Source organism: Frankia sp. AvcI1 (assembly GCF_001420875.1).
Lineage (GTDB): Bacteria > Actinomycetota > Actinomycetes > Frankiales > Frankiaceae > Frankia > Frankia alni.
This window is the reverse complement of the sequence record NZ_LJFZ01000024.1, coordinates 1-22,222: the sequence shown is the minus strand read 5'-3', so window position 1 is coordinate 22,222 and position 22,222 is coordinate 1. Positions and strand designations below refer to the sequence as shown.

The 22,222-nt window shown below is 73.9% G+C and carries 16 protein-coding genes and 16 pseudogenes; 1 reads left to right on the top strand and 31 read right to left on the bottom strand.

The features are described 5' to 3' along the window. The 5 genes and pseudogenes from UK94_RS61455 to UK94_RS74665 form a co-directional block, all read right to left on the bottom strand. Positions 1-88, bottom strand: a pseudogene (locus UK94_RS61455) (VOC family protein); the annotation flags it as partial. Positions 89-156: 68 nt separating this feature from the next. Beyond that, positions 157-660: a helix-turn-helix transcriptional regulator gene (locus UK94_RS22020; protein ID WP_055751358.1), complete on the bottom strand. Its 504-nt coding sequence runs from the start codon at positions 658-660 to the stop codon at positions 157-159. Between the two features lie 57 nt (positions 661-717). Beyond that, positions 718-2,091, bottom strand: coding sequence for a UDP-N-acetylglucosamine 2-epimerase (non-hydrolyzing) (wecB, locus tag UK94_RS22015; protein ID WP_235489177.1), 1,374 nt, complete (start codon positions 2,089-2,091; stop codon positions 718-720). A 130-nt stretch (positions 2,092-2,221) separates the two neighbouring features. Beyond that, positions 2,222-3,083, bottom strand: a pseudogene (locus UK94_RS22010) (TIGR03620 family F420-dependent LLM class oxidoreductase); the annotation flags it as partial. 1 nt (position 3,084) lies between these two features. Continuing rightward, positions 3,085-3,157 (bottom strand): hypothetical protein (locus UK94_RS74665; RefSeq protein WP_268761553.1); only part of this gene is annotated, 73 nt, incomplete at its 3' end. A 185-nt stretch (positions 3,158-3,342) separates the two neighbouring features. Between UK94_RS74665 and UK94_RS22005 the strand changes: the two genes are divergently transcribed. Further along, the coding region (locus UK94_RS22005) for a TetR/AcrR family transcriptional regulator (protein WP_268761551.1) at positions 3,343-3,844 on the top strand (502 nt) is incomplete at its 5' end. A 119-nt stretch (positions 3,845-3,963) separates the two neighbouring features. Here the strand turns inward: UK94_RS22005 and UK94_RS22000 are convergent. The 26 genes and pseudogenes from UK94_RS22000 to UK94_RS61370 all read right to left on the bottom strand — a co-directional run. Then, positions 3,964-4,217, bottom strand: a pseudogene (locus UK94_RS22000) (VOC family protein); the annotation flags it as partial. Position 4,218: 1 nt separating this feature from the next. Continuing rightward, a pseudogene (locus UK94_RS76370) lies at positions 4,219-4,344 on the bottom strand (VOC family protein); the annotation flags it as partial. A gap of 745 nt (positions 4,345-5,089) precedes the next feature. Then, positions 5,090-5,399: pseudogene (acnA, locus tag UK94_RS61445) on the bottom strand (aconitate hydratase); the annotation flags it as partial. A gap of 1 nt (position 5,400) precedes the next feature. Next, positions 5,401-6,548, bottom strand: a pseudogene (locus UK94_RS61440) (aconitase family protein); the annotation flags it as partial. 1 nt (position 6,549) lies between these two features. Then, positions 6,550-6,734: pseudogene (locus UK94_RS61435) on the bottom strand (hypothetical protein); the annotation flags it as partial. Between the two features lies 1 nt (position 6,735). Beyond that, positions 6,736-6,899 (bottom strand): annotated as a pseudogene (locus UK94_RS61430) (aconitase family protein); the annotation flags it as partial. Between the two features lies 1 nt (position 6,900). Continuing rightward, positions 6,901-7,873, bottom strand: a 973-nt coding sequence (locus UK94_RS61425) for an aconitase family protein (protein ID WP_235489175.1), incomplete at its 3' end; no start/stop codon positions are given. A 503-nt stretch (positions 7,874-8,376) separates the two neighbouring features. Then, a pseudogene (locus UK94_RS74660) lies at positions 8,377-8,435 on the bottom strand (hypothetical protein); the annotation flags it as partial. 1 nt (position 8,436) lies between these two features. Then, positions 8,437-8,496 (bottom strand): hypothetical protein (locus tag UK94_RS74655; protein ID WP_268761552.1); only part of this gene is annotated, 60 nt, incomplete at its 3' end. A 126-nt stretch (positions 8,497-8,622) separates the two neighbouring features. Next, positions 8,623-9,975 (bottom strand): annotated as a pseudogene (locus UK94_RS21990) (glycosyltransferase); the annotation flags it as partial. Position 9,976: 1 nt separating this feature from the next. Beyond that, the coding region (locus UK94_RS61420; protein WP_235489235.1) for a hypothetical protein at positions 9,977-10,128 on the bottom strand (152 nt) is incomplete at its 3' end. Further along, on the bottom strand, positions 10,125-11,132 hold the full coding sequence (locus UK94_RS61415) for a class I SAM-dependent methyltransferase (RefSeq protein ID WP_235489173.1): 1,008 nt from the start codon (positions 11,130-11,132) through the stop codon (positions 10,125-10,127). The genes UK94_RS61415 and UK94_RS61420, both read right to left, overlap by 4 nt. 35 nt (positions 11,133-11,167) lie before the next feature. Next, positions 11,168-11,456, bottom strand: a 289-nt coding sequence (locus UK94_RS61410; protein ID WP_235489233.1) for a polysaccharide biosynthesis C-terminal domain-containing protein, incomplete at its 3' end; no start/stop codon positions are given. Between the two features lie 859 nt (positions 11,457-12,315). Next, a pseudogene (locus UK94_RS61405) lies at positions 12,316-12,974 on the bottom strand (O-antigen polysaccharide polymerase Wzy); the annotation flags it as partial. Between the two features lies 1 nt (position 12,975). Further along, a partial coding sequence (locus UK94_RS61400) for an O-antigen polysaccharide polymerase Wzy family protein (RefSeq protein ID WP_235489231.1) occupies positions 12,976-13,118 on the bottom strand: 143 nt, incomplete at its 3' end. A 1-nt stretch (position 13,119) separates the two neighbouring features. Continuing rightward, positions 13,120-13,892 (bottom strand): annotated as a pseudogene (locus UK94_RS61395) (O-antigen polysaccharide polymerase Wzy); the annotation flags it as partial. Positions 13,893-14,459: 567 nt separating this feature from the next. Beyond that, positions 14,460-15,770, bottom strand: a complete 1,311-nt coding sequence (locus UK94_RS21980) for a glycosyltransferase (protein ID WP_011603381.1) — start codon at positions 15,768-15,770, stop codon at positions 14,460-14,462. Then, complete coding sequence (locus UK94_RS21975) at positions 15,767-17,185, bottom strand: glycosyltransferase (RefSeq protein ID WP_050997054.1); 1,419 nt, start codon at positions 17,183-17,185, stop codon at positions 15,767-15,769. The genes UK94_RS21980 and UK94_RS21975 overlap by 4 nt, the downstream gene beginning before the upstream one ends. A 368-nt stretch (positions 17,186-17,553) precedes the next feature. Continuing rightward, positions 17,554-17,775 (bottom strand): annotated as a pseudogene (locus tag UK94_RS76365) (choice-of-anchor P family protein); the annotation flags it as partial. A gap of 1 nt (position 17,776) precedes the next feature. Continuing rightward, positions 17,777-18,677 (bottom strand): choice-of-anchor P family protein (locus UK94_RS76360; RefSeq protein WP_313949571.1); only part of this gene is annotated, 901 nt, incomplete at its 3' end. Between the two features lie 219 nt (positions 18,678-18,896). Next, positions 18,897-19,703 (bottom strand): annotated as a pseudogene (locus UK94_RS61390) (nucleotide sugar dehydrogenase); the annotation flags it as partial. Position 19,704: 1 nt separating this feature from the next. Beyond that, positions 19,705-20,104: pseudogene (locus tag UK94_RS61385) on the bottom strand (nucleotide sugar dehydrogenase); the annotation flags it as partial. Between the two features lies 1 nt (position 20,105). Continuing rightward, a partial coding sequence (locus tag UK94_RS61380; protein ID WP_235489229.1) for a hypothetical protein occupies positions 20,106-20,234 on the bottom strand: 129 nt, incomplete at its 3' end. A gap of 55 nt (positions 20,235-20,289) precedes the next feature. Then, a pseudogene (locus tag UK94_RS61375) lies at positions 20,290-20,586 on the bottom strand (UDP-N-acetylglucosamine 2-epimerase); the annotation flags it as partial. Position 20,587: 1 nt separating this feature from the next. After that, positions 20,588-21,444: UDP-N-acetyl glucosamine 2-epimerase (locus tag UK94_RS21960; RefSeq protein WP_235489227.1), on the bottom strand; the 857-nt coding region annotated here is incomplete at its 3' end. A gap of 110 nt (positions 21,445-21,554) precedes the next feature. Further along, the coding region (locus UK94_RS61370; RefSeq protein ID WP_235489171.1) for a GDP-mannose 4,6-dehydratase at positions 21,555-22,222 on the bottom strand (668 nt) is incomplete at its 5' end.

Sequence of the window (22,222 nt, the reverse complement as noted above, 5' to 3'; positions counted from 1 at the left end):
TGGGACGCGCTGACGAGGGTGACCCAGCGGAACCCGTCCGAGGCGACGTCGTTGCGCACCTCGAGGCCGAGCGCGTCGCGGTAGAAGGNGAGCGAGCGGTCCAGGTCGTTGACGGTGATGTGGNAGTACTGGAGTGAGACGGTCATGCGGGTGACGCTAGGGTGCCCCCGCACGGATCGCTTCTCCGATCCTGACCGACTGCTCCCCCGCCACCTGGTCCCCCGCTGACTGGTCCCCTGACGGACGGTCCCTGGCCGCCGACCGGTCCCTCGTCGGCCGGGTGCGCGCCTGGGCGACGCAGGCGGGCATCGCCTGCACCGCGCGGTGTTCCCGGGCCCGGTACGCGCTCGGCGTCATCCCCACGAGCGCGGTGAACCGGGAGCTGAACGAGCCGAGGGAGGTGCAGCCGACCGCCATGCACGCATCGGTCACGCTCATGCCCGCCCGCAGCAGCGCCATCGCCCGCTCGACCCGGCGGGTCATGAGGTAGCTGTACGGCGTCTCGCCGTAGGCCGCCCGAAACGCCCGGGAGAAGTGCCCGGGTGACATCAGCGCGTGGCGGGCCATGGTCGGCACGTCGAGCGGGCGCGCGTACTCCCGGTCGACCAGGTCCCGCGCCCGGCGCAGGTGCGCGAGGTTGGCGAGGCTCGGCTGGTCCACCGGCCAAGGGTACCGGCCACTCCGACCAACAATCCCCTGACCTGCACCGATGCGGGGTCAGCGGCTGTCCGCGGTCGTGGCGGGGGCCGCGGGGTTCGGCCCGGCGCTGGGGCCGGTGTCGCCGTACCAGACGGTCCGCCTGACGTGGTCGACGTAGCTGACGACGATGTGCACCACCCGGCGGGAGACGTCGTCGGCGTCGTAGTCGGGGACGACCCGCGCCCGGCGGTCGCTTTCGGACTCCCGCACGATCAGCTCGACGGCGTCGAGGATCCGCTCCGGGCGCAGGACGCTGGCGACGAGCACCCCGCGGTCCATGCCCTCCGGCCGCTCGTGCGCCTCGCGGACGAGCACGGCGGGGAAGCCGACGAGCGAGGCCTCCTCGGTCAGGGTGGCACTGTCGGAAAGCACGCACAGCGCGGCCCGCTGCAGCGCGATGTAGTCGCAGAAGCCGAAGGGCCGGCAGAAGCGGACCCGGTCGTCGAGCAGGGGTGCCCGTCCCGAGCGGCGCAGCGTGCCGAGCCGGTCCCGGGTCCGCGGGTGGGTCGAGACGATCACCGGCAGCCGGTAGCGGGCCGCCAGCCGGTTGAGGGTCTCCAGCAGGGCCGACAACGCCTCGGGCCGGTCGACGTTCTCCTCGCGGTGGAGGCTGGCGAGCAGGTAGCGCCCCGCCTGCACGCCGAGGGTGGTCAGCACCGACGACGTGTCGATGAGCGGGGCGTAGTGGGTGAGCACCTCCTTGACCGGGGAGCCGACGACGAAGATCCGCTGGGCGGGCAGCCCCTCGGCGAGAAGGTGCCCGCGGGCCCGTTCGGTCAGGGCCAGGTGGACGTCGCTGAGCTGGTCGGCGACCCGCCGGTTGATCTCCTCCGGGACCCGCTGGTCGAAGCAGCGGTTGCCGGCCTCCAGGTGGAACACGGGGATCCGGCGGCGCTTGGCGGCGATCGCGGCGTAGCAGGTGTTCGTGTCGCCGTAGATGAGCACGGCGTCGGGGGCCTCGGCGGCGAGGATCGGGTCCAGCCGGGAGATCAGCCTGCTGATCGTCTCGGCGGGGGTGGGCCCGGCGGCGTCGAGGACGTGGTCCGGTCGGCGGACGCCGAGCTCGTCGAAGAAGACCTGGTTGAGCTCGTGGTCGTAGTTCTGACCGGTGTGGACCAGGCGCAGGTCGACGGCCCGGTCGAGGGCGGCGACGACCCGGCTGAGCTTGACCACCTCCGGCCGGGTGCCCACGACCACCAGCACCCGCAGGCGACGCTCGGTCGGGCCGGCCGCCCGCGACACGGCGGACGCCGACCGCGAGGCGGTCAGCGACGGGCGGCGGGGCTGCGGCCCGCTGGGCTGCGGCACCAGCGGTTTGACCCGCTCGCCCGGCAGCCCCGACGGAACCGTCGGTACGGAGGGCCCGCTCTGCTCCGGAGTACCACGCGGCATCGGATTCCCCCTGGCGCAACGCGTCGTCACCAGCGGCCGGGGGCCCACCCGCACGATCGCCGGGCGGCCCGGGGCTGCCTCACAGGGGGAAGGTATCACTGTCCGTAGTTTTCAGATAACCCAGAGCGCATCACCTGGGTGCGGTCGCGGCGCCGCGCAGCGCCGGCGCGAGTTCGCGCCACTGGTGCTCGGGCAGTGCGGTCGGGTCGGCGGCGAGGGCCTGGATGCAGACGTGGTCCGCACCTGCGTCGAAGTGTCGGCGTACCCGATCATGGATCGTCGGGACGTCGCCGTACGCGACGATGGCGTCGACGAGGCGGCGGCTCGGGCCGCCGAGGATGTCGTCGTCGCCGAAGCCGAGGCGCCGCAGGTTCGCCGTCTGGTGCGACTCCACGGCGACGTAGGCGGCGACGTGCGCGGCGGCGACCTCCCGGGCGCGGTCGACGTCGGAGTCCAGGACGACAGCCTGTTCCACCCCGAGAAACGCGTGCGGGCCCATGATCTCGCGGGCCCGCCGGGTGTGTTCGACGGGCACGAAGTACGGGTGCGCCCCCCACGTCCGCTCCGCCGCCAACGACAGCATCCTCGGGCCGAGCGCGGCCAGCACGCGGCGCACGGCCACCTGCGGCGGCGGACTGTGGGCGGGGACGGCGTCCATGGCCGCCAGGTAGGCGTCCATCGTCGAGACCGCCCTGCCCAGGGCGGGCATGGGATAGCCGTCCAGCAGGTGGACGGTGTCATCGACCCGGTGCCCACCGAGGCCGAGAAGGTAGCGCCCCGGGAACGCCTCACCCAGTGTGCGGGCCGCGGTCGCCATGGCGATCGGGTCGCGGAACGCGATGTTCGCGATGCCGGACGCGACGGTGATTCTCCGGGTGGCCGACAGCAGCAGCCACGCCTGGCCCACCGCGTCCCGACCGAACGCCTCCCCGCACCACAGGGCGCCGTAGCCCAGCTCCTCGATCTCCGCCGCGGCCTCCCGCACCCGGTTGNCCGGCTGACCATCGAAGGCAAAGGTCCAGACGCCGACGTTGCCGAGCTCGTGTCCTGGCTGCGCTGCCACCATGCTCCTTCAGGCCGGATATCCGGACAGGCTGTCCGGATGACGTCGACTACAATACGGACACCTTGTCCGGTTGTCTACGTTCGGTGGCGAGAGGGGGACGCGATGGCGGCACCGGCTGGGCGCGCCCCCGGGCAACGCCCGCCGCGCGCGGATGCCCGGCGCAATCGGGAGCTCCTGCTCGCCGNCGCGCGCACGGCGTTCGAGGAGGCCGGACCGGACACGTCCCTCGTCGAGATCGCCCGCCGGGCCGGAGTTGGGCAGGGAACCCTCTACCGGCACTTCCCCACCCGGGCGGACCTGTTGCAGGCCGTCCTCGCCGACCGGATCGAGACGCTGTGCCGGCGGGCGGCGCAGCTGTCGGCCGCCGAGTCCCCGGACGGCGCGCTGGCGGCCTGGTTGCGCCTGTTCCTCGTCCACGTCCATGGGAACCAGGGCCTCGCCGGCGCCTTCATGGTCGAGGAGATCGAACCGTGGGTCGCGGACTGCCACCGCGTCATCGTGGAGGCCGCAGCCGACCTTCTCCGCCGCGCCCAGCGGACCGGAACGGCCCGCCCGGACCTGACCCCCGACGATCTCGTCCAGCTCGTCGTCGGGATCGCCCTGGCAACCGCCCGCAGCGACAACGCCGACCAGGCCGACCGGTTGCTCACGCTGGCCCTCGACGCCGTACGGCGACCAGCAGGGTGAAGGTCAGAAGCAGGTAACCGCCTGTGCGGTCATCTCCCGGTCTACGGGTCGTCGGCGAGGATCGCCGATCGCACGATGATCCAGGGCCGAGCAGCGCGACGGGATGCGGTTGCGGGCCGTCAGAAACCGCCGTACGGCACGGTGATGATTTCCATGAAGTGGCCGCCCGGGTCCTGGAAGTACACGCCCCGGCCGCCGTCGTTGGTGTTGATCTCACCTGGGTGCTGTCGCGCCGGGTCCGCCCAGTGCTCGACACCCTGCGTCCGGATCCGCTCGATCGCGGCGTCGAAAACCTCGTCCGAGACCAGGAAGGCATAGTGCTGGGCCGAGATTTCGGTGCCGGTGTCGGCGTAGTCCAGCGTGACGCCGTCGGNGAGTTGCACGGCCAGAAAATGTCCGGCAGGTACCGGTGCGGGCAGTGAGAGCAGCCGACTGAGAAAGGTCGCCGACTCGTGCCGGTCGCGTGCTGCGACGATGGTGTGGTTGAAACGAACGGTCATGCCGACCCCATTCGGTCCCACGCCTCCATGCCGGAACCGGAGCGCTCGACGGCACGCGACGCTGCCGTCCAGTCTAACGACCCGGGTCTCGTCTCCATCTCCGACCAGAGCTCCGGTGATCATGGTGTTCCGCGGAACCGTGCCGCCACGTGTTCGGGCGGATCCCCGGCCAGCGTCGGTCCCCACTCAGACTCGACCCGACGCGGTGCAGGTCGGTACAAGCGTCCCGCCAGCCGGCACCGATGAAAGCACCCCGACCGACAACCCAGCGACTGGAGTGGCTCAGTCGACCAGGCTGCTGGCATGATCACCATGCCTTCTCGCCCGATCCGGACACGACCGCCGCCGAGGGCTGGCCGGCGCTGCTCACGCATCTCCTCGAACGGCGCGATCTGACCAGCGACGCGACCGCCTGGGCGGCTGCACTGGTGGCTGCGATGCCCACGGGCTCGACGCTCGTGGAGCAACTGCACACGGCATCTGCGCGATGTCGCGACGCGATCGACTCAGGAGCGGCCGCGACGACGTTGGCCCGCTGGATCAGCACCGCCCAGGACCACCGACGCGCGGAAGAAGCGGAACGTACGACGTAGCAGTGCCCCGCGGCGCACCGCCGCGACGACGTGGGCTNNGCCTCGCGGCCCGGCCGGAGCACGCTGGCCCGGACCGCGAGGTCCCGGCCGGCACATGCCCCGGCCGGGACCGGACGATCGTCGACGCGAGCAGGTCGACTAGAGCAGGTCGACTAGAGCAGGGAGCGCAGGACGTAGAGCAGGATGCCGCCGTGGCGGTAGTACTCCGCCTCGCCGGGGGTGTCGATGCGCACGACCGCGTCGAACGTCTTGTCCCCCGCGCGGACGGTGAGCGACGGCGTCTTCTCGTCGACGTCGGCGAGACCGGTGATCGTGAACGACTCCTCGCCGGTCAGGCCGAGCGACTCCACCGACTCACCCGCCGGGAACTGCAGGGGCAGCACGCCCATGCCGATCAGGTTGGAACGGTGGATCCGCTCGTAGGACTCGGCGATGACGGCGCGCACGCCCAGCAGCGAGGTGNCCTTGGCCGCCCAGTCACGCGACGAGCCCGAGCCGTACTCCTTGCCGGCGAGCACGACCAGCGGCACGCCCTCGGCGGCGTACTTCTGCGCCGCGTCGTAGATCGCCATCTCCTGGCCGTCGGGCAGGTGCCGGGTGACGCCGCCCTCGGTGCCGGGCGCCAGCCGGTTGCGCAGGCGGATGTTGGCGAACGTGCCGCGGATCATGACCTCGTGGTTGCCGCGCCGCGACCCGTAGGAGTTGAAGTCGCCGGGGGCGACGCCGTGCTCGGCGAGGTAGCGGCCGGCCGGCGAGTCCTTCTTGATGGAACCGGCCGGGGAGATGTGGTCGGTGGTGACCGAGTCCCCCAGCACCGCGAGCACGCGGGCGTCGATGATGTCCGTGCGCGCCTCGGGCTTGGTCGCCATGCCCTCGAAGTACGGAGGGTGACGGACGTAGGTCGAGTCGTCGGCCCAGGCGAACGTCCGCGACACCTCGCCGCCGTCGCCGACCGGCAGCGAGCGCCAGCGCTCGTCGCCGGAGAGGTCGGCGTAGTCCGACTCGAACATCTCCGACTGGATCGCGTCGGCGACGACCGCGGACACCTCGGCCTCGCTCGGCCAGATGTCGCGCAGGTACACCGGCTGGCCGTCGCTGCCGTAGCCGAGCGGGTCGGTGTCGAGGTTGATGTCCATCGTCCCGGCCAGCGCGTAGGCGACGACCAGCGGCGGGGACGCCAGGTAGTTCATCTTGACGTCGGGGTTGATCCGGCCCTCGAAGTTACGGTTGCCGGACAGCACGCTGACCACCGCGAGGTCGGCGTCGTTCACCGCCGCGCTGATCTCCTCCGGCAGCGGGCCGGAGTTGCCGATGCAGGTGGTGCAGCCGAACCCGACCAGGTTGAAGCCGACCTTGTCCAGGTACGGCACGAGCCCGGCGCGCTCGTAGTAGTCCATGACGACCTTGGAGCCCGGGGCCAGCGTCGTCTTGACCCACGGCTTGCGGGTCAGCCCCTTCTCCACCGCGTTGCGGGCCAGCAGCGCCGCGCCCACCATCACCTGCGGGTTCGAGGTGTTGGTGCAGGAGGTGATCGCGGCCACCGCGACGGCCCCGTGGTCGAGCTCCACCGTGGAGCCGTCGGCGAGGGTGACCGATGTCGGGTTGGCGGGCNGGCTGGTGATGTCGCCGGCGACGGCGTTCACCGAGATGGGGGCGTCCGACGGCTTGTCCGCGAACGCCGCCGCCGGGTCGGAGGCGGGGAACGACTCGGCGTCGGCCTCGTCCGCGCCACCGTTGGTGAACACCGAGGGCTGGGCGTAGTTGGCCAGCGCGGCGCGGAACGCCTGCTTGGCGTTCNACAGCGGCACGCGGTCCTGCGGCCGCTTCGGCCCGGCCAGCGACGGCACGACCGTCGACAGGTCGAGCTCCAGGGTGGTCGTGTAGGCGGCCTCACGGCTCGGGTCGTGCCAGAGGCCCTGCTCCTTGGCGTACGCCTCGACCAGCGCGACCAGCTCCGCCGGCNGGCCGGACAGGCGCAGGTAGTTCAGCGTCTCGTCGTCGATCGGGAAGATCGCGCAGGTGGAGCCGTACTCGGGGCTCATGTTGCCGATGGTCGCCCGGTTGGCCAGCGGGACGTTGGTGACGCCCTCGCCGTAGAACTCGACGAACCGGCCGACCACGCCGTGACGGCGCAGCTGCTCGGTGATCACGAGGACCATGTCGGTGGCCGTCGTGCCGGCGGGCAGCTCGCCGGTCAGCTTGAAGCCGACGACGGTCGGGATCAGCATGCTCACGGGCTGGCCGAGCATCGCGGCCTCGGCCTCGATGCCGCCGACGCCCCAGCCGAGCACGCCCAGGCCGTTGATCATCGTGGTGTGGCTGTCCGTGCCCACCAGCGTGTCCGGGTAGGCCAGCGTGCCCTCGGGGGTGTCCTTGGTGAACACGACCCGGGCCAGGTGCTCCAGGTTGACCTGATGCACGATGCCGGTGTTCGGCGGGACGACGGTGAAGTTGTCGAACGCCGCCTGGCCCCAGCGCAGGAACTGGTAGCGCTCCCGGTTACGGCTGAACTCCAGCGCGGCGTTGAGCTCGAAGGCGTCCGGCCGGCCGAAGTGGTCGGCGATGATCGAGTGGTCGATCACGAGCTCGGCCGGAGCCAGCGGGTTGATCTTCGCCGGGTCGCCCCCGAGGGCGGCCATCGCCTCGCGCATGGCGGCGAGGTCGACCACACAGGGCACGCCGGTGAAGTCCTGCATGATCACGCGAGCGGGGGTGAACTGGATCTCCTGGCTCGGTGCCGCCGCCGGGTCCCAGTTCGCCAGCGCCCGGACGTGGTCCGCGGTGATGTTGGCGCCGTCCTCGGTGCGCAGAAGGTTCTCCAGCAGCACCTTCAGGCTGTAGGGGAGTCGATCGGCCCCGGGCACCGCGTCCAGCCGCCTGATCGTGTAGGTGCGATCACCCACCGCGAGCGATCCGGTACTGCCGAAGCTGTCCATCGTTCTCCTCCTCGTGACCCGTCGTCCGTCACCCGCGGACGGCGGGGCTTGCCACCATGGCCGCGCCCCTGCGGCAACGCCATGGCGACGCCGCCGACGGCGGCTGGCGTAGGCGCAGGGCCGCCCGCGGCGTCGGCCATCATCGACCGGCTCGTGTCCATCCTGGCATTTCCCACCTTGCGGGATCGCGCCCGAGGGGTTGTGACACAGCCGACGCGACCGCGCCCACCGGGGCTCGATCGGCCCCGCCCGTCGGGGCGGGGCCGCCGGATCCCACCGTACGGCGGCCCGGGAGGACGTGCGCCCATTTAATTAGCGGTGCTAACAATATCAGACGGATCCGCCGCGAGCTCCGCCGCGAACCGGTCGAGGAACACCTCCCGCTTGCGCTGCGGGCTCATCGCCCCGGTGCCCACCGAGCGGGCGAGCATCCGCCGCTCCCACTGCTCGACGTCGGTCACCACCCGGGCCGGCGCCCCGGCGACCAGGGACCGCGCCGGGANGTCGCGCATCACCACGGAGCCGGCGGCGATCACCACGTCGGAGCCGATCGTGACGCCGGNCATGATGATCGTGTTCATCCCGATCGCCGTGTCGTTGCCGACCCGGATGGGCGCGACCACGTCGATGTCGGGATGCTCCCGGCGCAGCCGGGTGGCCGCACCGTCGTGCGTGATGAACCGGACGNCGTCGGCGATGGCCACCCGCTCACCCAGCCTGATCAGGTAGGGCTCGGTGCCGAAGGTGGNGGCGGTGACCCCGATGAACCGGCAGTCCGCGCCCAGCCGCACCCCGATGCTGCGGGCGTACCCCACCGGATCGGTGCGCAGCAGGTAGGTGCGGACGGCCGCCCGCACCGCCCGACCGGGCAGCGCCGCGAGCGACGACCGGCGGACCTGCCCGGCCAACGCCCCCCTGTCCGGCCGGTCCCTCCCGGCCCGACGGGCCGCCAGGAGCGCAGAGAGCGACGGGAACGGCCGGGATGGGTGGGATGGCCGGGATGGCCGGGAGGGCGGGGAGGACGGGGACGACTGACCCGAGGAGGGCCTCGGGGACGGCGCCCGATGCAGCCCGCGGCGCGGCGCCTGCCGCACGCGGGCGGCGTGGTGCAGTGCCGCCACCACATCGTGGCTGAGCGCCCGGCGGTCGAGCAGCTTCTCCGCCCGCACCCGGGCCGCCTCGCCGCGGCGGCGGGCCACGGGCGTGCGCCGGCCGGCCGCGGCCTCCTGCAGGGCGTCCGCCATCGCCACGGCATCGCCGAGTCCGACGAGCCAGCCGGTCTCCTCGTCGACCAGTTCCGGCAGCCCGCCGGCCGCGGTGGCGACGGAGGGAACCCCGCACGCGGACGCCTCGGCCCCGGCGCCGTAGCTCTCCGACCACGACGACACGACGTTGACGTCCGCGGCCGCGTAGAACGGCCGGACGTCGGTGACGCTGTCGACCCAGCGCACCCACTCGTTGCCGGGCAGCCGGGCGGCCCATGCCCGGACCTGCTCGCGGTAGCGCTCGCCGGCCTCGCCGTAGCCCCCACCGAGCAGGATCAGCGTCCCGCGGCCGCCCCGCTCGGCGAAGCGGGCCCACGCCGCGAGGAGCACCTCGTGGCCCTTGACGCCCTGGCCCGGATGGACCAGCCGCTTCGGCGGGTAGAAGTAGGCCACGCAGACCGCGACGAACTCGTCCTCGCCGAGGTCGAGCTGCGCCCGCGCCGCCCGCCGCCGCTCGTCGTCGGCCGGGCTGAAGCGCTCCAGGTCGACGCCGTAGGACAGGGTGCGCATCCGGTGCGCCGGCAGTCCGAGGGCCGCGTACCGGCCGCGGATGTCCGCGCTGGACGCGATGAGCAGGTGGTCGAGCCGGCACAGCACCCGCTCGGCCCACCGGATCGGGGTGTTGTCCAGGTAGAGGGGCCCCGCGACCATGTAGACCCGGGTGATCCGGGTACCCAGGGTGGCGAGCCGGACCGCCAGCGCCGACGCGTACAGGTGGTAGTGCACGACGTCGACGCCGAGCTCGCGCAGCCTCGCCCGCAGCCGAACGATCCCGACGATCTGCGCGGCCGGCGACGCGCGGCGCCGGGGAGCCGGACTCTCGACGACCTCGATCCCNAGCGCCGTCAGCTCACGCGCCACCCGGCTGTCGGTGTGGTCGGGCGCGGGCAGCAGCACGACCACCTGGTCGCCGGACTCCCGCGCGGCGAGCACGTGCGGAATGATCCACAACGGCCCGTCCCCGGTCTTGACCAATGTGGCGATCTTCATGCGGAACGGTCCTTCCGGGTCGTGGACGGGAGGGCGGCGGGCGACGCCGCGGGTCGCGGGACGCGGCTCGACCCCGGCGGGTGCGCCGGCCGGCGGGCCACCCACAGGCAGGCCCGGCCGGACAGGTGGGCCGCGCCGAGCAGGTCGAGGGCGGCCTCCAGCGGCCGCAGGTGCGGGCGGGGAACGCGGGTGGACACGGCCCGGCCGGCGGCGGTGAACTCCAGCGCCGTGGCGAGCGCTCCGTAGGGATGCGCCCGCACCCGCTCGAAGCCGACGGCGCGCAACACGGCGGCCAGCTCCGCCGGGGTGAAGGCGTACTGGTAGAACTCACCCGCACCCGCACCCGCACCCGCACGCGGCCGCGGCAGCCAGACCGGCCCCCCGCCGGAGCCCGCGCCACCAACGCCGGCGCCCTCATACCCGGCGCCACCGGCGCCGACGCCACCAGCCCGGGCACCACCAGCCCCGGCGCCGCGGCTCAGGACGCGCAGCAGCGGGCTGAAGCACGGCGTGGAGACCAGCGCGATCCCGCCCGGTCGCAGCACGCGCAGGGTCTCGCGCAGCACCTCCTGCGGGCCGTCCTCGAAGTGCTCGCACACGCCCGGCGAGTAGACGGCGTCGTACCGCCCGTCGGGCACGTCGAGCCGGCGGACGTCGCCCTGCCAGACGCGGATCTCGGGAGCGGCCGCGCGCAGCCGCTCGACGGCGCGCGGCGCCCAGTCCACCGCCTCGACGGCGAATCCCCGCGCCGCCATCGCGACGCTGAACTGCCCCGGCCCGCACCCGGCCTCCAGGACCCGGCCGCCCGGCCGCAGGTGGCGACGGACGGCCCGGCGCAGGTGAAGCGGGAGATGGCCCGCGCGGGCTCGGCGGTAGTCCGCGGGCTGGGCGTCCCACAGCTCGTCCCAGTAGGCGGCGTCGGCCGCCCGGCGGTAGAACACCAGCCGCCCGCCGTGAGCGGTCGGCTCGACGACGAGGGTGTCGCGCGCCGGATGTGGTGCCATCAGGGCCTCCCCTTTCCGAGGACTGGCAGCCGACNGTCCCCGCCCGGCTCGCGCGGACGACCTGGTCCGGACGGGCGAGACGAGGTCGGCGACGCGGAGAATGGCAACCGTCGGCGGCACGGCGGGACGGGCGAACGGGGCGACGAGCTCCCCCCGCAGCGCACGGCGGGCCAGCGCCGTCATGAGCGCGTAGGCGAGCATGCTGCCGATCGCGGCGCCGGCGGGTCCCCGCCAGGGCACGAGCACCGGGTAGGTCGCCAGCGACACGGCCAGGCCGAGCAGCCCGGCGCCACCGGCCGCACCGGTGCGGCCGAGGCCCGTCAACGCCCGACACTCGACCAGGAACNGGGCCAGCAGGAGTTCGGCGACCAGCAGCAGGCGCATCGGGGTGACCGCCGCGGCATAGCCCGGCCCGAACAGGGTCCGCACCAGCCACGGCGCGGCGAGCGCGAGGACGGCCGCGGCGACCAGCAGAAGGGCGAGCAGGCTGCGGGTCACCGTCCGCAGCGCCGCGCGGGACAGCACGCCCCGCGCGGCGCGGTGGAAGACCACCTGGCCGACCGAACCGGGCAGCAGTCGCAGTGCCTCGCCGGTGGCGGCGGCGATCGAGTACACGGCGGCGGCGCCGGCGCCGCCGAAGGCCGCGACCAGCAGCCGGTCGAACCGGAACGCCATCGTCGCGCCCACGTTGAGCCCGAGCGCGGGGACGCCCTTGACGACCAGCAGCCGCCAGGCCCGCGGGTCGGCCCGCGGCCGCACGGACAGGCCCATCCGGGCCAGCGCCGTCACCCCGGTCACCGCCTGCGCGGCCCAGCACAGCGCGAGGATCACCAGGATGTGCGCCAGGGACGGATGGCGCGGGCCGGCCAGCAGCAGCCCGAGCTGGGCGAGCCCGGTGGCGGCGACGAGCCCGGCGGCCAGCACGATCGAGCCGGCGGCGTTGAGCGCGTCGAGCNCCTGCACGGCGAGCAGGTTCGCGGCGGCGAGGACGGCGATCGCGAGCACCAGAGCGGCGTCCACCCGCGCCCCGCCGGACAGGTGGATCACCTGCAGCGACGCCACGGTGATCAGGGCGGCGGCGGGTAGGGCCGCGGCGGCGGAGAGGCCCAGGTAGTCGCCGAGGGACACCCGCGGGTCGCCGCGGCCGAAGTAGTGACGGAACGCGACGTTCGTGCCGAGCCCNCCGACGAGCGAGCCCAACGCGGAGACCGTCAGCAGGACCACCAGCGCCCCGCGCCCGCTCAGGGGCAGCATCCGCGCGGTGACCACCGCCTGGCCCAGGCTGGCGAGAGCGGACAACCCCAGCCACCCGGTGACCACCGCGCCGACCCGGCCGATCCCGCGGTAGGGGTGCGCCATGCCCACCCGCCGACCGAGCGTGGACGGTGCGGGGTCCACCGTCATCCACGGCCCCCTGACCGACGCTCCCACCGCCACCGCCGACTCGGACCACGCCGGCAGGGACTGCTGCCCCGCGCGCCTGGCCCGTCGCACCACCTGCTCCGGTAGCCGCCCGATCTGCCCAGGCCGCCCGACCGGCGCCCGCCCCGACCGCCCTTTTTGCCATTTCTGCCCCGTCTGCCAGGGTCGCCCGATCTGCCCGGACTGCCCGGCGCGACGAGGCGGGCGCGGGCGAGTCGGGCTGGGCCGCGGCGGATCCCGGCGCGCCCGGGTGGGGGCGGTGCGGGGGGTGCGGGCGGCCACGATCTCGGCGGCCCGGGTCAGCCCGAGCACGCCCAGTCCGAGCATCACCTGGACCGGCACCGCCGCGAAGGCGTTGCGCACCTCGGTGATCAACGGGACGAGCAGGACGAGGCAGGCCGTGTCCGTCCCGCGCCCGGANCGGCCATGGTCCATCCAGGCCACCACGAGTCCGGTCAGCAGCAGGAAGCCGACGACGCCGCGAGCGCCGAAGTTGTAGTAGGCCTCGGCGATCGGCGACCCCCCGATGGGACCCTCCCGATCGAGCATCAGCACGTTGAACAGNCGCTCGTCGCTGAACTGGGGGGGCTGCGGGAGGCCGAGAAGCCGCCCGGACACCAACCGGTCGATCTGGCCGTAGAAGGTCGAGCCCGCGGGCGGGCGCTCGCCGAACTCGTCGCGCCACTCGAGCACCGACCCGATCGGACGAATCGAGGCCCCGAGCTCGGCGATCCCGTCGACGGGGCTGAAGGTGATGGCGCCGAGCCGGGTGGCGGCGAGGCCGGACTGGCGGATCTCCCGCAGCCCACCGATCAACGCGAGCAGGATGACCGCGCCGAGCAGGACGACGACCCCGCGTACCACGATGCGTCGCCGGGCGGCCACCGCCGCCGCCGCGACGGCCGGGAACATCACCTCGCCCCGCAGCCCGAGCGGCAGCGCCACGACCGCGAACAGGGCGAACACCACCAGAGCCGCCGTGCGCCACCGGCTCGGCCCGCCGATGACCGCGAGCACGAGGCCCAGGCCCAGGCCCAGCAGCACGTAGGGCACCAGCGGACCGCGCAGCGCCGTCTCGCCGACCGCGGCGTACGACCCGAACAGCAGCCCGATTCCGCCGGTGGCGAGCACGATCGCGACGAGTCCGAGGACCGACACCGCGAGCAACGCGAATCCGACGGGCGCACGCAGGTCCGGTCGATCCGGGAGGGCCGGCCGATCCGCGGGGGCGGGCCAGTCCACGGCGCCGGCCGCTCGATCCGCGGCGGCACCCGACCGGTGGATCGCGGCGGGCTCGGAGCTCTCGCCGCCGGCACGCACGGCCCGTAGGCACGTCATCGCCGCCACGCCCACCGCGGCGCTGACGACCCCCAGGGTGGCCACGGCAAACAGCCGGCTCATCGGGTAGACGCCCAGCCAGCGGAAGTCGTACTGAGCGCGGATCCGGTCGAAGGAGGTGCCGGTGGCGAACAGCGCCGCCACCCCGAAGTGGAACACCGACAGGGTGATCAGGTAGACCGACGAGCAGGCCCACACCCCACGCGGCTGGGCCCGGACGCACAGCAGCACGCAGCCGGCGACCACCGCGACGCTGAGCCGGGCGGCGGAGTGCTCCGCCAGCGCGGCGAACGACGACGACCAGGCCGCGACCGCGAACAGGGCCAGCAGGCAGCCGGCGAGCGCCACCCCGCTCGCCCGTCGCGACGGCGCCGCGCCCCGATCGGGCCGAGCGGTCCGAGTGGGCGGGGCGACCTGATCGAGCTGTGCGACCTGATCGAGCCGGACGGCACGATCGGGCGGGACGGTGTGAGTGGGCGGGGCGGTCAGGAGGGGGGCCACAGAGACGGGTGGGTACGGCCACCGGGACTGGCACGGTCCGGCGGCACGGCGGGGGACGGCCATCGCCTAGGACCACACCGCCGTGATGTCGCGCTGCCAGGTGTCCATCGTGAACGGGGAACGGCGCAACAGCCGCATCGCCTCGCGGCGCTGTTCGATGGTCGGTGGGACCGCGGTGAGCATGTCGGCGGTGTCCGCCCAGACGGCGTCCGACGTGGCCAGCGGCAGCGTGGCCACCCCGGGCAGCAGGCGGCCGATCTCGACGACCCCCGGCAGGTCCGCCGAGAGCACCGGGGTGCCCACCGCGAGCGCCTCCAGCACCACCGTGGGCATGCCCTCGTGCAGCGAGGTGACCAGCAGCAGCGAGGACGCCACGAGCAGCCGGGGGATCTCCCGGACCTCGCCGGTGAACTCCACGTGCTCGGCGACGCCGAGCCGGTCGGCGAGCGCGCTCAGGCGGGCGGTTTCGGCGTCGTCCTGGCGGCCGACGACGCGCAGCCGCGCATGGACCGAACGGGCCCGCAGCGCGGCGAGGATCTCGATGGCGCGGGCACGGTTCTTCAGCGGGTCCGGGCGGGCGATGTGGACGAGGGTGACGACGTCGTGCTCGTCCTCGGCCAGGTCCTCGGCGCGGCGCCGCGCGGCGATGGCGACCCCGGACGGCTCCAGTTCGACGCCGTTGTAGACGACGCGGCAGCGCGGGTCGAGCCGCCAGTCCTCCCGCCACAGCCCCCGCATCGCCGCCTCACTCACCGCGACGAGATCGGTGGCGAACCGGTCGAGCAGCAGGCGTCCGACCGCCCGCTGTACTCGGCCACGCAGGCTGTCGCCGTGCCGGTCGGCGCTGCTGACGAAGTACGCCACCCGTCGACGCACACCGCCGAGGCGGGCCAGCGCGAGCACCACCCCGGAGAAGGTCGCCACGGCGGAATGGACCACGTCGGGGCGGACCTGGCGCAGCAGCCGCAGAAACCGCCAGCCGAACCGCCAGTCGGCCCGGCAGTAGTACACCTCGCTGCCAAGTCCACGGATCTCGGTGTCCAGCGAACCCGGGGCGCCGGAGGTGACGGCGAAGTCCAGCCGGAACTCCTCCGGATCCAGCCGACGGAGCAGGCTCACCGCGCGCAGCTCCACCCCGGCGCGATCCATCCGGCCCAGCACCTCCAGCACCCGCACCGGGCGGCGGGGCCGACCGGCGTCGCCGGGCCCCGGCCGGGTGGCCGTGGTGGTCACGCCGGCCGCCGGGGCGACGGGGCGGGACTCGATCGCGGGCCCGGTCGGGACCTGCGGCCGCCGATCGACGTGGGTGTCCCCGGGGGCCGTCCGTCCGGTGGCCTCCAGGGCGCTGACGGGGGTCGAGGTGGCGTCCGCGGTCATGATCGCCGGTCCGTCGGCTGCGGGGTCCGCGCGGGTGGCGACGCGGCCGGCGCCGCCGTCACCACCGTCCCCCGCTGGGGTGGCGGCGCCGCGCGGCCGTCCGCCGGCGGGTCTGCGGCGATCGCCGCGTAGAAGGCCGACGCCCGTGCGGCCAGCCGCTCGCCGCGGTAGTCCTCGGCGGCGGCGCGGTTACGCGCGGACATGGCGGCGAGCGTGCCGGGCGAGGCGAGGACCTCGGTGATCCGCAGGGCGAGCCGTTCGGGATCCTCGGGCGGGACGAGATCCTGCGGCGCGAGCAGCTCGACGTTCCCGCCGACCGCGGTCGCGATCGCGGGCACCCCGCGGGCCATCGCCTCGATGAGCACCCGGGGCAGGCCCTCCGTCCGGGAGGGCAGGACGAACAGGTCGGCGGCGTCGAGCACGGCGCGCACGCCGGCCCGGTCGAGCGCCGGCACGAACTCGACGACGTCGCTGAGACCCGCACGCTGGGCGGCGCGCACGAGCGCGGAGTGATGGCGCCCGCTGCCGACGATGACGACGCGCAGCCGGTGCCCCCACGCGTCGAGCAGGCCGACCGCGGCCAGCAGGATGTCGTGGCCCTTGTACCGGCGGTCCTGCGAGCCGATCGTCACCAGGGTCGCCGGCACCGGCGGCCGGGCGGCACGCGGCCGAGCCGCGGCGAAGTCCTGGGCACTCAGGCGACCGTAGGCGTAGGCGGCCGTCAACGCTCCGGCCGCCGGCGGGTAGCGGCGCTGCAGCGTCTCGCGGGTGACGTAGCCGACCGCCCGGGCTCCCGCGGCCCGTCGGGCCAACCAGCGCCGTGCCGGCCGGCGCGCCCAGCGGCCGAACATCCCGCCGGCCACCGCCTCGGCGTCGCCGATGATCTCCATGGCGTAGGGCAGCCCGCGGGCCTGCAGCTCGGTGACGAGCGCGGCCCCGACCATGCCGGGCATCACCGCCAGGTAGCGGGTGTCCACGACGTAAGGCGAGCGGGCGGGCCGCGCGCCGGGGCGGGATCCGGCCGGCGACCGCGGCGCCGGGATCGGCCCGGGCGGCAAGGCGCGGCGCGCGGCACCCGCGGCCGCGGCGCGCCGGCGGGGGGTGGGAGCAAGCTGACCGCCCACGTCGAGCCCGTCGCGAATCACGGAGAGTATCGATCTTCTGGCTCGCAGGTAGCCGGCCGGCCCCTGGTAGGGCGGCAGCGCGACGACGCGGACCCGCTCGCCCTCGACGGGGAAGGACGCCGTCGCCGCCAGGTCTCCGGGTGCCGCGCCGACCCGCGCGAGCACCACGACCTCGTCGAAGACGCCGAGGTAGCTGCACCAGTGCAGGTAGGCCTCACCGGGCGTGGGCGCCAGCACACGGTCGTCGCCTCCCCGATGGAACCGTGCCTCCGTCGCGACGACAACTCGCATGGCGCCCGCCCTTCGCCGGTACTCCCTCCACGACGTGCTCAACCTACAGCCATGACATGACTACAGAGAGATACAGCACTCACGGAGAGTTCGGGCGGCAGGGCGCGACATCCGGCGCCGGACGCACGAGCGGGCGGGTGGGGCAAAGCGCCCCCACCCGCCCGCCTCCCGCGAGGTACACCCAGATCGCGGGCCCACCCGCGGGTTACAGCGTGTCACTCACCCCCAGGCACTTCGCCGGGTCCGCGACGCCACCGCAGAGGTCGCCGGCGTGCGGGGCGGACAGCTCCAGGGTGTCGTACCCGTTGATCGGCGCCGACAGCGCGGTCGCCCCGTTGTCGGACGCGTTGATCGAGGCGACACCGAGNCGGATCACGGCCCCGACCGGAAGCACGCCCGCAACCTGGATCACCACCTCGACGGCCCGGACCTCCAGCGCGTTCGCGGTCTGGATCTGGCGGTTCAACACCACGTACCCGACGCCGGGCAGCGGGATGAAGGTGTTGGGTGCCACGTTCGCCGGGATGGGTACCCCGGCGATCGACAGTCCGACGAACTGGGTGCCGGTGGCATCGATCACGGCCGGTTGGNCGTTGCCCTTCGAGGCGTTCGCCTGCGAGGTGATCGAACTGGCCGTGATCAACCCACTCAGAATGTTGATGTTGGCCAACGTGATCTTCGTGGCGGCCAGCGTGGGATTACCCAGGACCGCCGCCCCCGACGCGGTGATCACCCCGGTGTTGAGGATGCCCGGCAGGTTGATGCCGGCCAGGTTCGCCGTGGTGGATCCACCGTTGCAGGGAGCGCTCTGCGCGATGAGCGGACTCACCGACAGCGGACCCGCCGCGATCAGGTTCGAGTACGCCACCCCGGTCACGAACACCGGCGGCTTCGGCAGGAAACGCGACTGGGTGTAGCCCAGCGCGATGTCCAGGCCGGCGTTCGGCCCCGCGAGGATCTGCACCCGCGCCCCGATGGTGCGGATCCCGTTCGCCGCGACGGTCTGCTGGTTGAGCGTGATCGTGCCGATGTCCGGGATCGCGATCACCGTGTTCGGACCGATGGCGCCCAGCGGGATCGGCAGACCGCGCACGGTCAGGCTCCCCAGCGAGACCGCGCCGGCGCTCGCGATGACGGTCCCGGTGTTGACCGCGGTCGAGGTGACGGCGAGGCCGCTGAGCCCGACCACCCCGCCCAGGATGCTCGCGTTGGCCACCGTGCTACGGGTGACCGCGACCTGGTTGTTGTTCGGACCCGCCTCGGCGGTGGTCGCGGACTGGAACACCGCGGCCGCCGTGATCACGCCGGGGATGTTGACGACTCCCCCGGCGCTGCTCCCCTGGTTCGGCAGGGTCGTGCAGGAGATCCCGGCCGGGAACGTCGGCCCCGACGTCACCGTGCCGCCCAGCGCGACCGATGTCCCATAGGCGTACTGCTCGTAGGCCAAGGGGTTGGCGACGGCCGAGGCCGGACTCACCCCCACACCGACCATGGTGGCCGCGAGGACGCCACCGGACACGACGCCGGCGGTGAGCCGGCGCAGTCCCACCCGGTGTGCCACGCGGAACGAACTTCGCATCAAATTCCTCCATTCCGTAAGTAGATTGCTACTTTCAGAGATCACCCTAGGAAGAGGAGGCCCGATTCAACGCCTGGCTGTAAATAGTTAGCTTCGTTCAGTGAGTTTCGGGCGTGTCGCCGTACGGGCGGGTCAGAGAGACTCCACGGCGAGTCCGGCGTCATCGTGTCTGGTCGCCTGGGCGGGTATCGGCACGGCGGCGGGGCCCGATCGCCGGACGTCGAGAGGGCCGGGCAGCCAGCGGCGGGTGTCGAGCACGAGCCGGGCGTGGCGGGCCACCGTGTCGCGGTCGAAGGCGTCGTGGTCGACGAGCACGACGACGAGGTCCGCCGCCGCGAGCTCCGCCGCGCCCGCCTCGACGAGGGTCACCCGGGCCGGCAGCCGGGCCGGATCGACGTGCGGGTCCGCCGCGCGCACCTCGGCGCCGAGATCGGCCAGCAGGCCGGCGACGCGGGTCGCCGGTGCCTCGCGGGCGTCGCCGGTGTTGCGCTTGTACGCCAGCCCCAGCAGCAGGATGCGGCTGCCCGCGACGGGCAGGTGCCGGGCGTTGAGCATCTCGGTCACCCGGCGTACGACGTGGTCGGGCATGTGGTCGTTGACGTCGTTGGCCAGTTCGACGAACCGGAAGCTGCGCCCCAGGCTGTGGCGCACCCGCCACGACAGGTAGGACGGGTCGATGGGCAGACAGTGGCCGCCGACGCCGGGACCGGGGGTGAAGCGCAGGTAGCCGAACGGCTTCGTCGACGCGGCGTCGATGGCCTCCCAGACGTCGACGCCGAGCTCGTGGGCGAACATCGCCAGCTCGTTCACCAGCGCGATGTTGACGTGGCGGAAGGTGTTCTCCAGCAGCTTGGTCAGCTCGGCCGTGCGGGTCGAGGCGACCGGGACCGTCCGCTCGATCAGGCTGTCGTAGAAGGCGGTGACGGCGGCCAGCGACGCNGGGCCCGTGCCGGAGACCACCTTGGGCGTGTTGACCAGGTTCCACGTCCGGTTGCCCGGGTCGATGCGCTCCGGGGAGTAGCCGAGGTGGAAGTCCGCCCCGGGCCGCAGGCCGGAACCCTCGGCGAGCAGCGGGGCGAGCAGCTCCTCGGTCGTCCCGGGATAGGTGGTCGACTCCAGGATCACCGTCGCTCCCGCGGTGACCAGCGGCGCCAGGCTGCGGGCCGCGTCGACGAGGTAGGACAGGTCGGGGGCGCCCTCGCGCAGCGGGGTCGGCACCGTGATCACCGCGACGTCGAACCCGGCGGCCCGCGCGTAGTCTCCGGTCGGCTCGTACCGGCCGCTGCGCAGGGCCGCGGCGAGCTCGGGGTCCGGGATGTCCTCGACGTAGGAGCGCCCGGNCGCGAGCCGGGCGGCCCGGTCGGGATCCACCTCCACCCCGACGACGTGCCAGCCCATGGCGACGGCCCGCATCGCCACCGGGAGCCCGACGTAGCCCTGCCCGACCACCACCAGCTTGTTCGATGACATGAACAGAGTGTTTCTTATTAATCACATAGAGCGACGTAGCCGATTCATCGTGTCCTCATCGCGGGGTCACCGGACCGACGGCCGCGCCGCCGGCCGACGGTTGCGCCACCGCCTGCGCCAGCACCCGGGCGATCCGCCGGCCGGCCTGCCCGTCCCACAGCGCCGGACGCCGCGGCGGCGGCGGATGCTCCAGGGTGTCGATCGCCGCGGTGACGACCACCCGGCGGTCACGCCCGACCACCCGGTTCGTGCCCTCGGTGACCGTCAGCGGGCGCTCGGTGGATTCCCGCAGCGTCAGGCACGGCACGCCGAGCACCGTCGACTCCTCCTGGATTCCGCCCGAGTCGGTGAGNACGATCCGGGCCCCGGCCTGCAGGGCCACCGAGTCGAGGTACCCGACCGGCCCGAGCAGGCGGATCCCCGCGGGCAACCGGCCACCCACCCGGGCCGCGGTGCGGGGGTGCGCCGGGAACACCAGCGGGCAGCGAACTGCGATCTCGCCGAGCGCCCCGAGCAGGCCGACGAGCGCCGCGGCGTCGTCGACGTTGGCCGGCCGGTGCAGGGTGACCAGCCCGTAGCCGCCGGGACGCAGCCCGAGCTCGGCGAGGGTCGGCCGGGCGAGCGCCTCGTCGCGGCGGGCCAGCAGGGTGTCCACCATGACGTTGCCGACGAGGTGGACCGACCGCGGCGCGGCACCCTCCCGCAGCAGGTGCTCCACCGCGTCCGGCGAGGTGGCGAACAGGTCGGCGCAGAGATGGTCCGCGACGATCCGGTTGATCTCCTCGGGCATCGAGCGGTCACCGCTGCGCAGGCCCGCCTCCACGTGTGCGGCCCGCACCCCCGCCTTCGCCGCCACCAGTGCGCAGGCCAACGTCGAGTTCACGTCCCCGAACACGACGACGACGTCGGGCTCCAACCGCTCCAGCAGCGGCTCGAAGGCGGTCATCACCGCCGCCGTCTGCACGGCGTGGGAGCCCGAGCCCGCCGCCAGGTGATGGTCGGGGCGGCGCAGGTCGAGCTCGGCGAAGAACACCCCGCTCATCGCCTCGTCGTAGTGCTGGCCCGTGTGCACGAGCGTGGTGCGAAAGCCCTCGGCCGCCAGGGCGTCCAGGACCGGCTTGGCCTTGACGAAGTTGGGCCGGGCGCCCGCGACGACCACCGCATGCGGCCCCGGAGCCACCTGCGGCACCGCCCGCGCGGGTCGGGGGATCCGCTGGCCGGGCGGCCGCGCCGCCCGACCCCCGCCCGACCCGGCCGATCCGGCCGACCCGACCGACCCGACGAGTCCGGGCGCCCCGACGGATCCGGCCGACCCCTCGGTCATGGCCTGGCCTCGGAGGACGCCCCCTGGGCCGGCAGTCCCGCGGACGGCGCGTCGGCGGGCGGCGCGGTGGGGCGATCCGGCGAGGAGCGGTGGGACGGTGGCGTGGGCCGAGGCGGCGGAGCGGGGCGGGGCGCAAGGGTGCGGTGGGACGGCGAAGCGGGGCGGGACGGCAGGGTGCGACGGGTCGGCGGGGTGGGGTGGGACGGCGGGGTGGGCCGAGGCGGCGGGGCGGGGCGGGGCGGCGGGGTGGGCCGAGGCGGCGGGGTGGGCCGGGGCGGCGGAGCGGAGCGGGGCGGGGCGACGGCCGGGGCCGGCCCGTCGGGCGGCGGTGGCGGGACGGGCAACGGTGGCCGGACGGGCAGCGGTGGCGCGGTGGCGGTCAGGTGCTCGCGGGCGGCCGCCTCGGCCTCAAGGGCCAGGTCGGCGTCGACCATCATCGCGATCAGCTCCTCGAACCCCACCCGCGGGGTCCACCCCAACACCTCCCGCGCCTTCGACGGATCCCCCACCAGCACATCCACCTCCGCCGGCCGGAAAAACCGCGGATCCTGCTTCACCAACCCCGACCAGTCCCCGATCCCCACCCGCCCGAACGCCGCATCCAACAACTCCCGAATACTGTGCGTCACCCCCGTCGCCACCACATAGTCATCCGGCGTCTCCT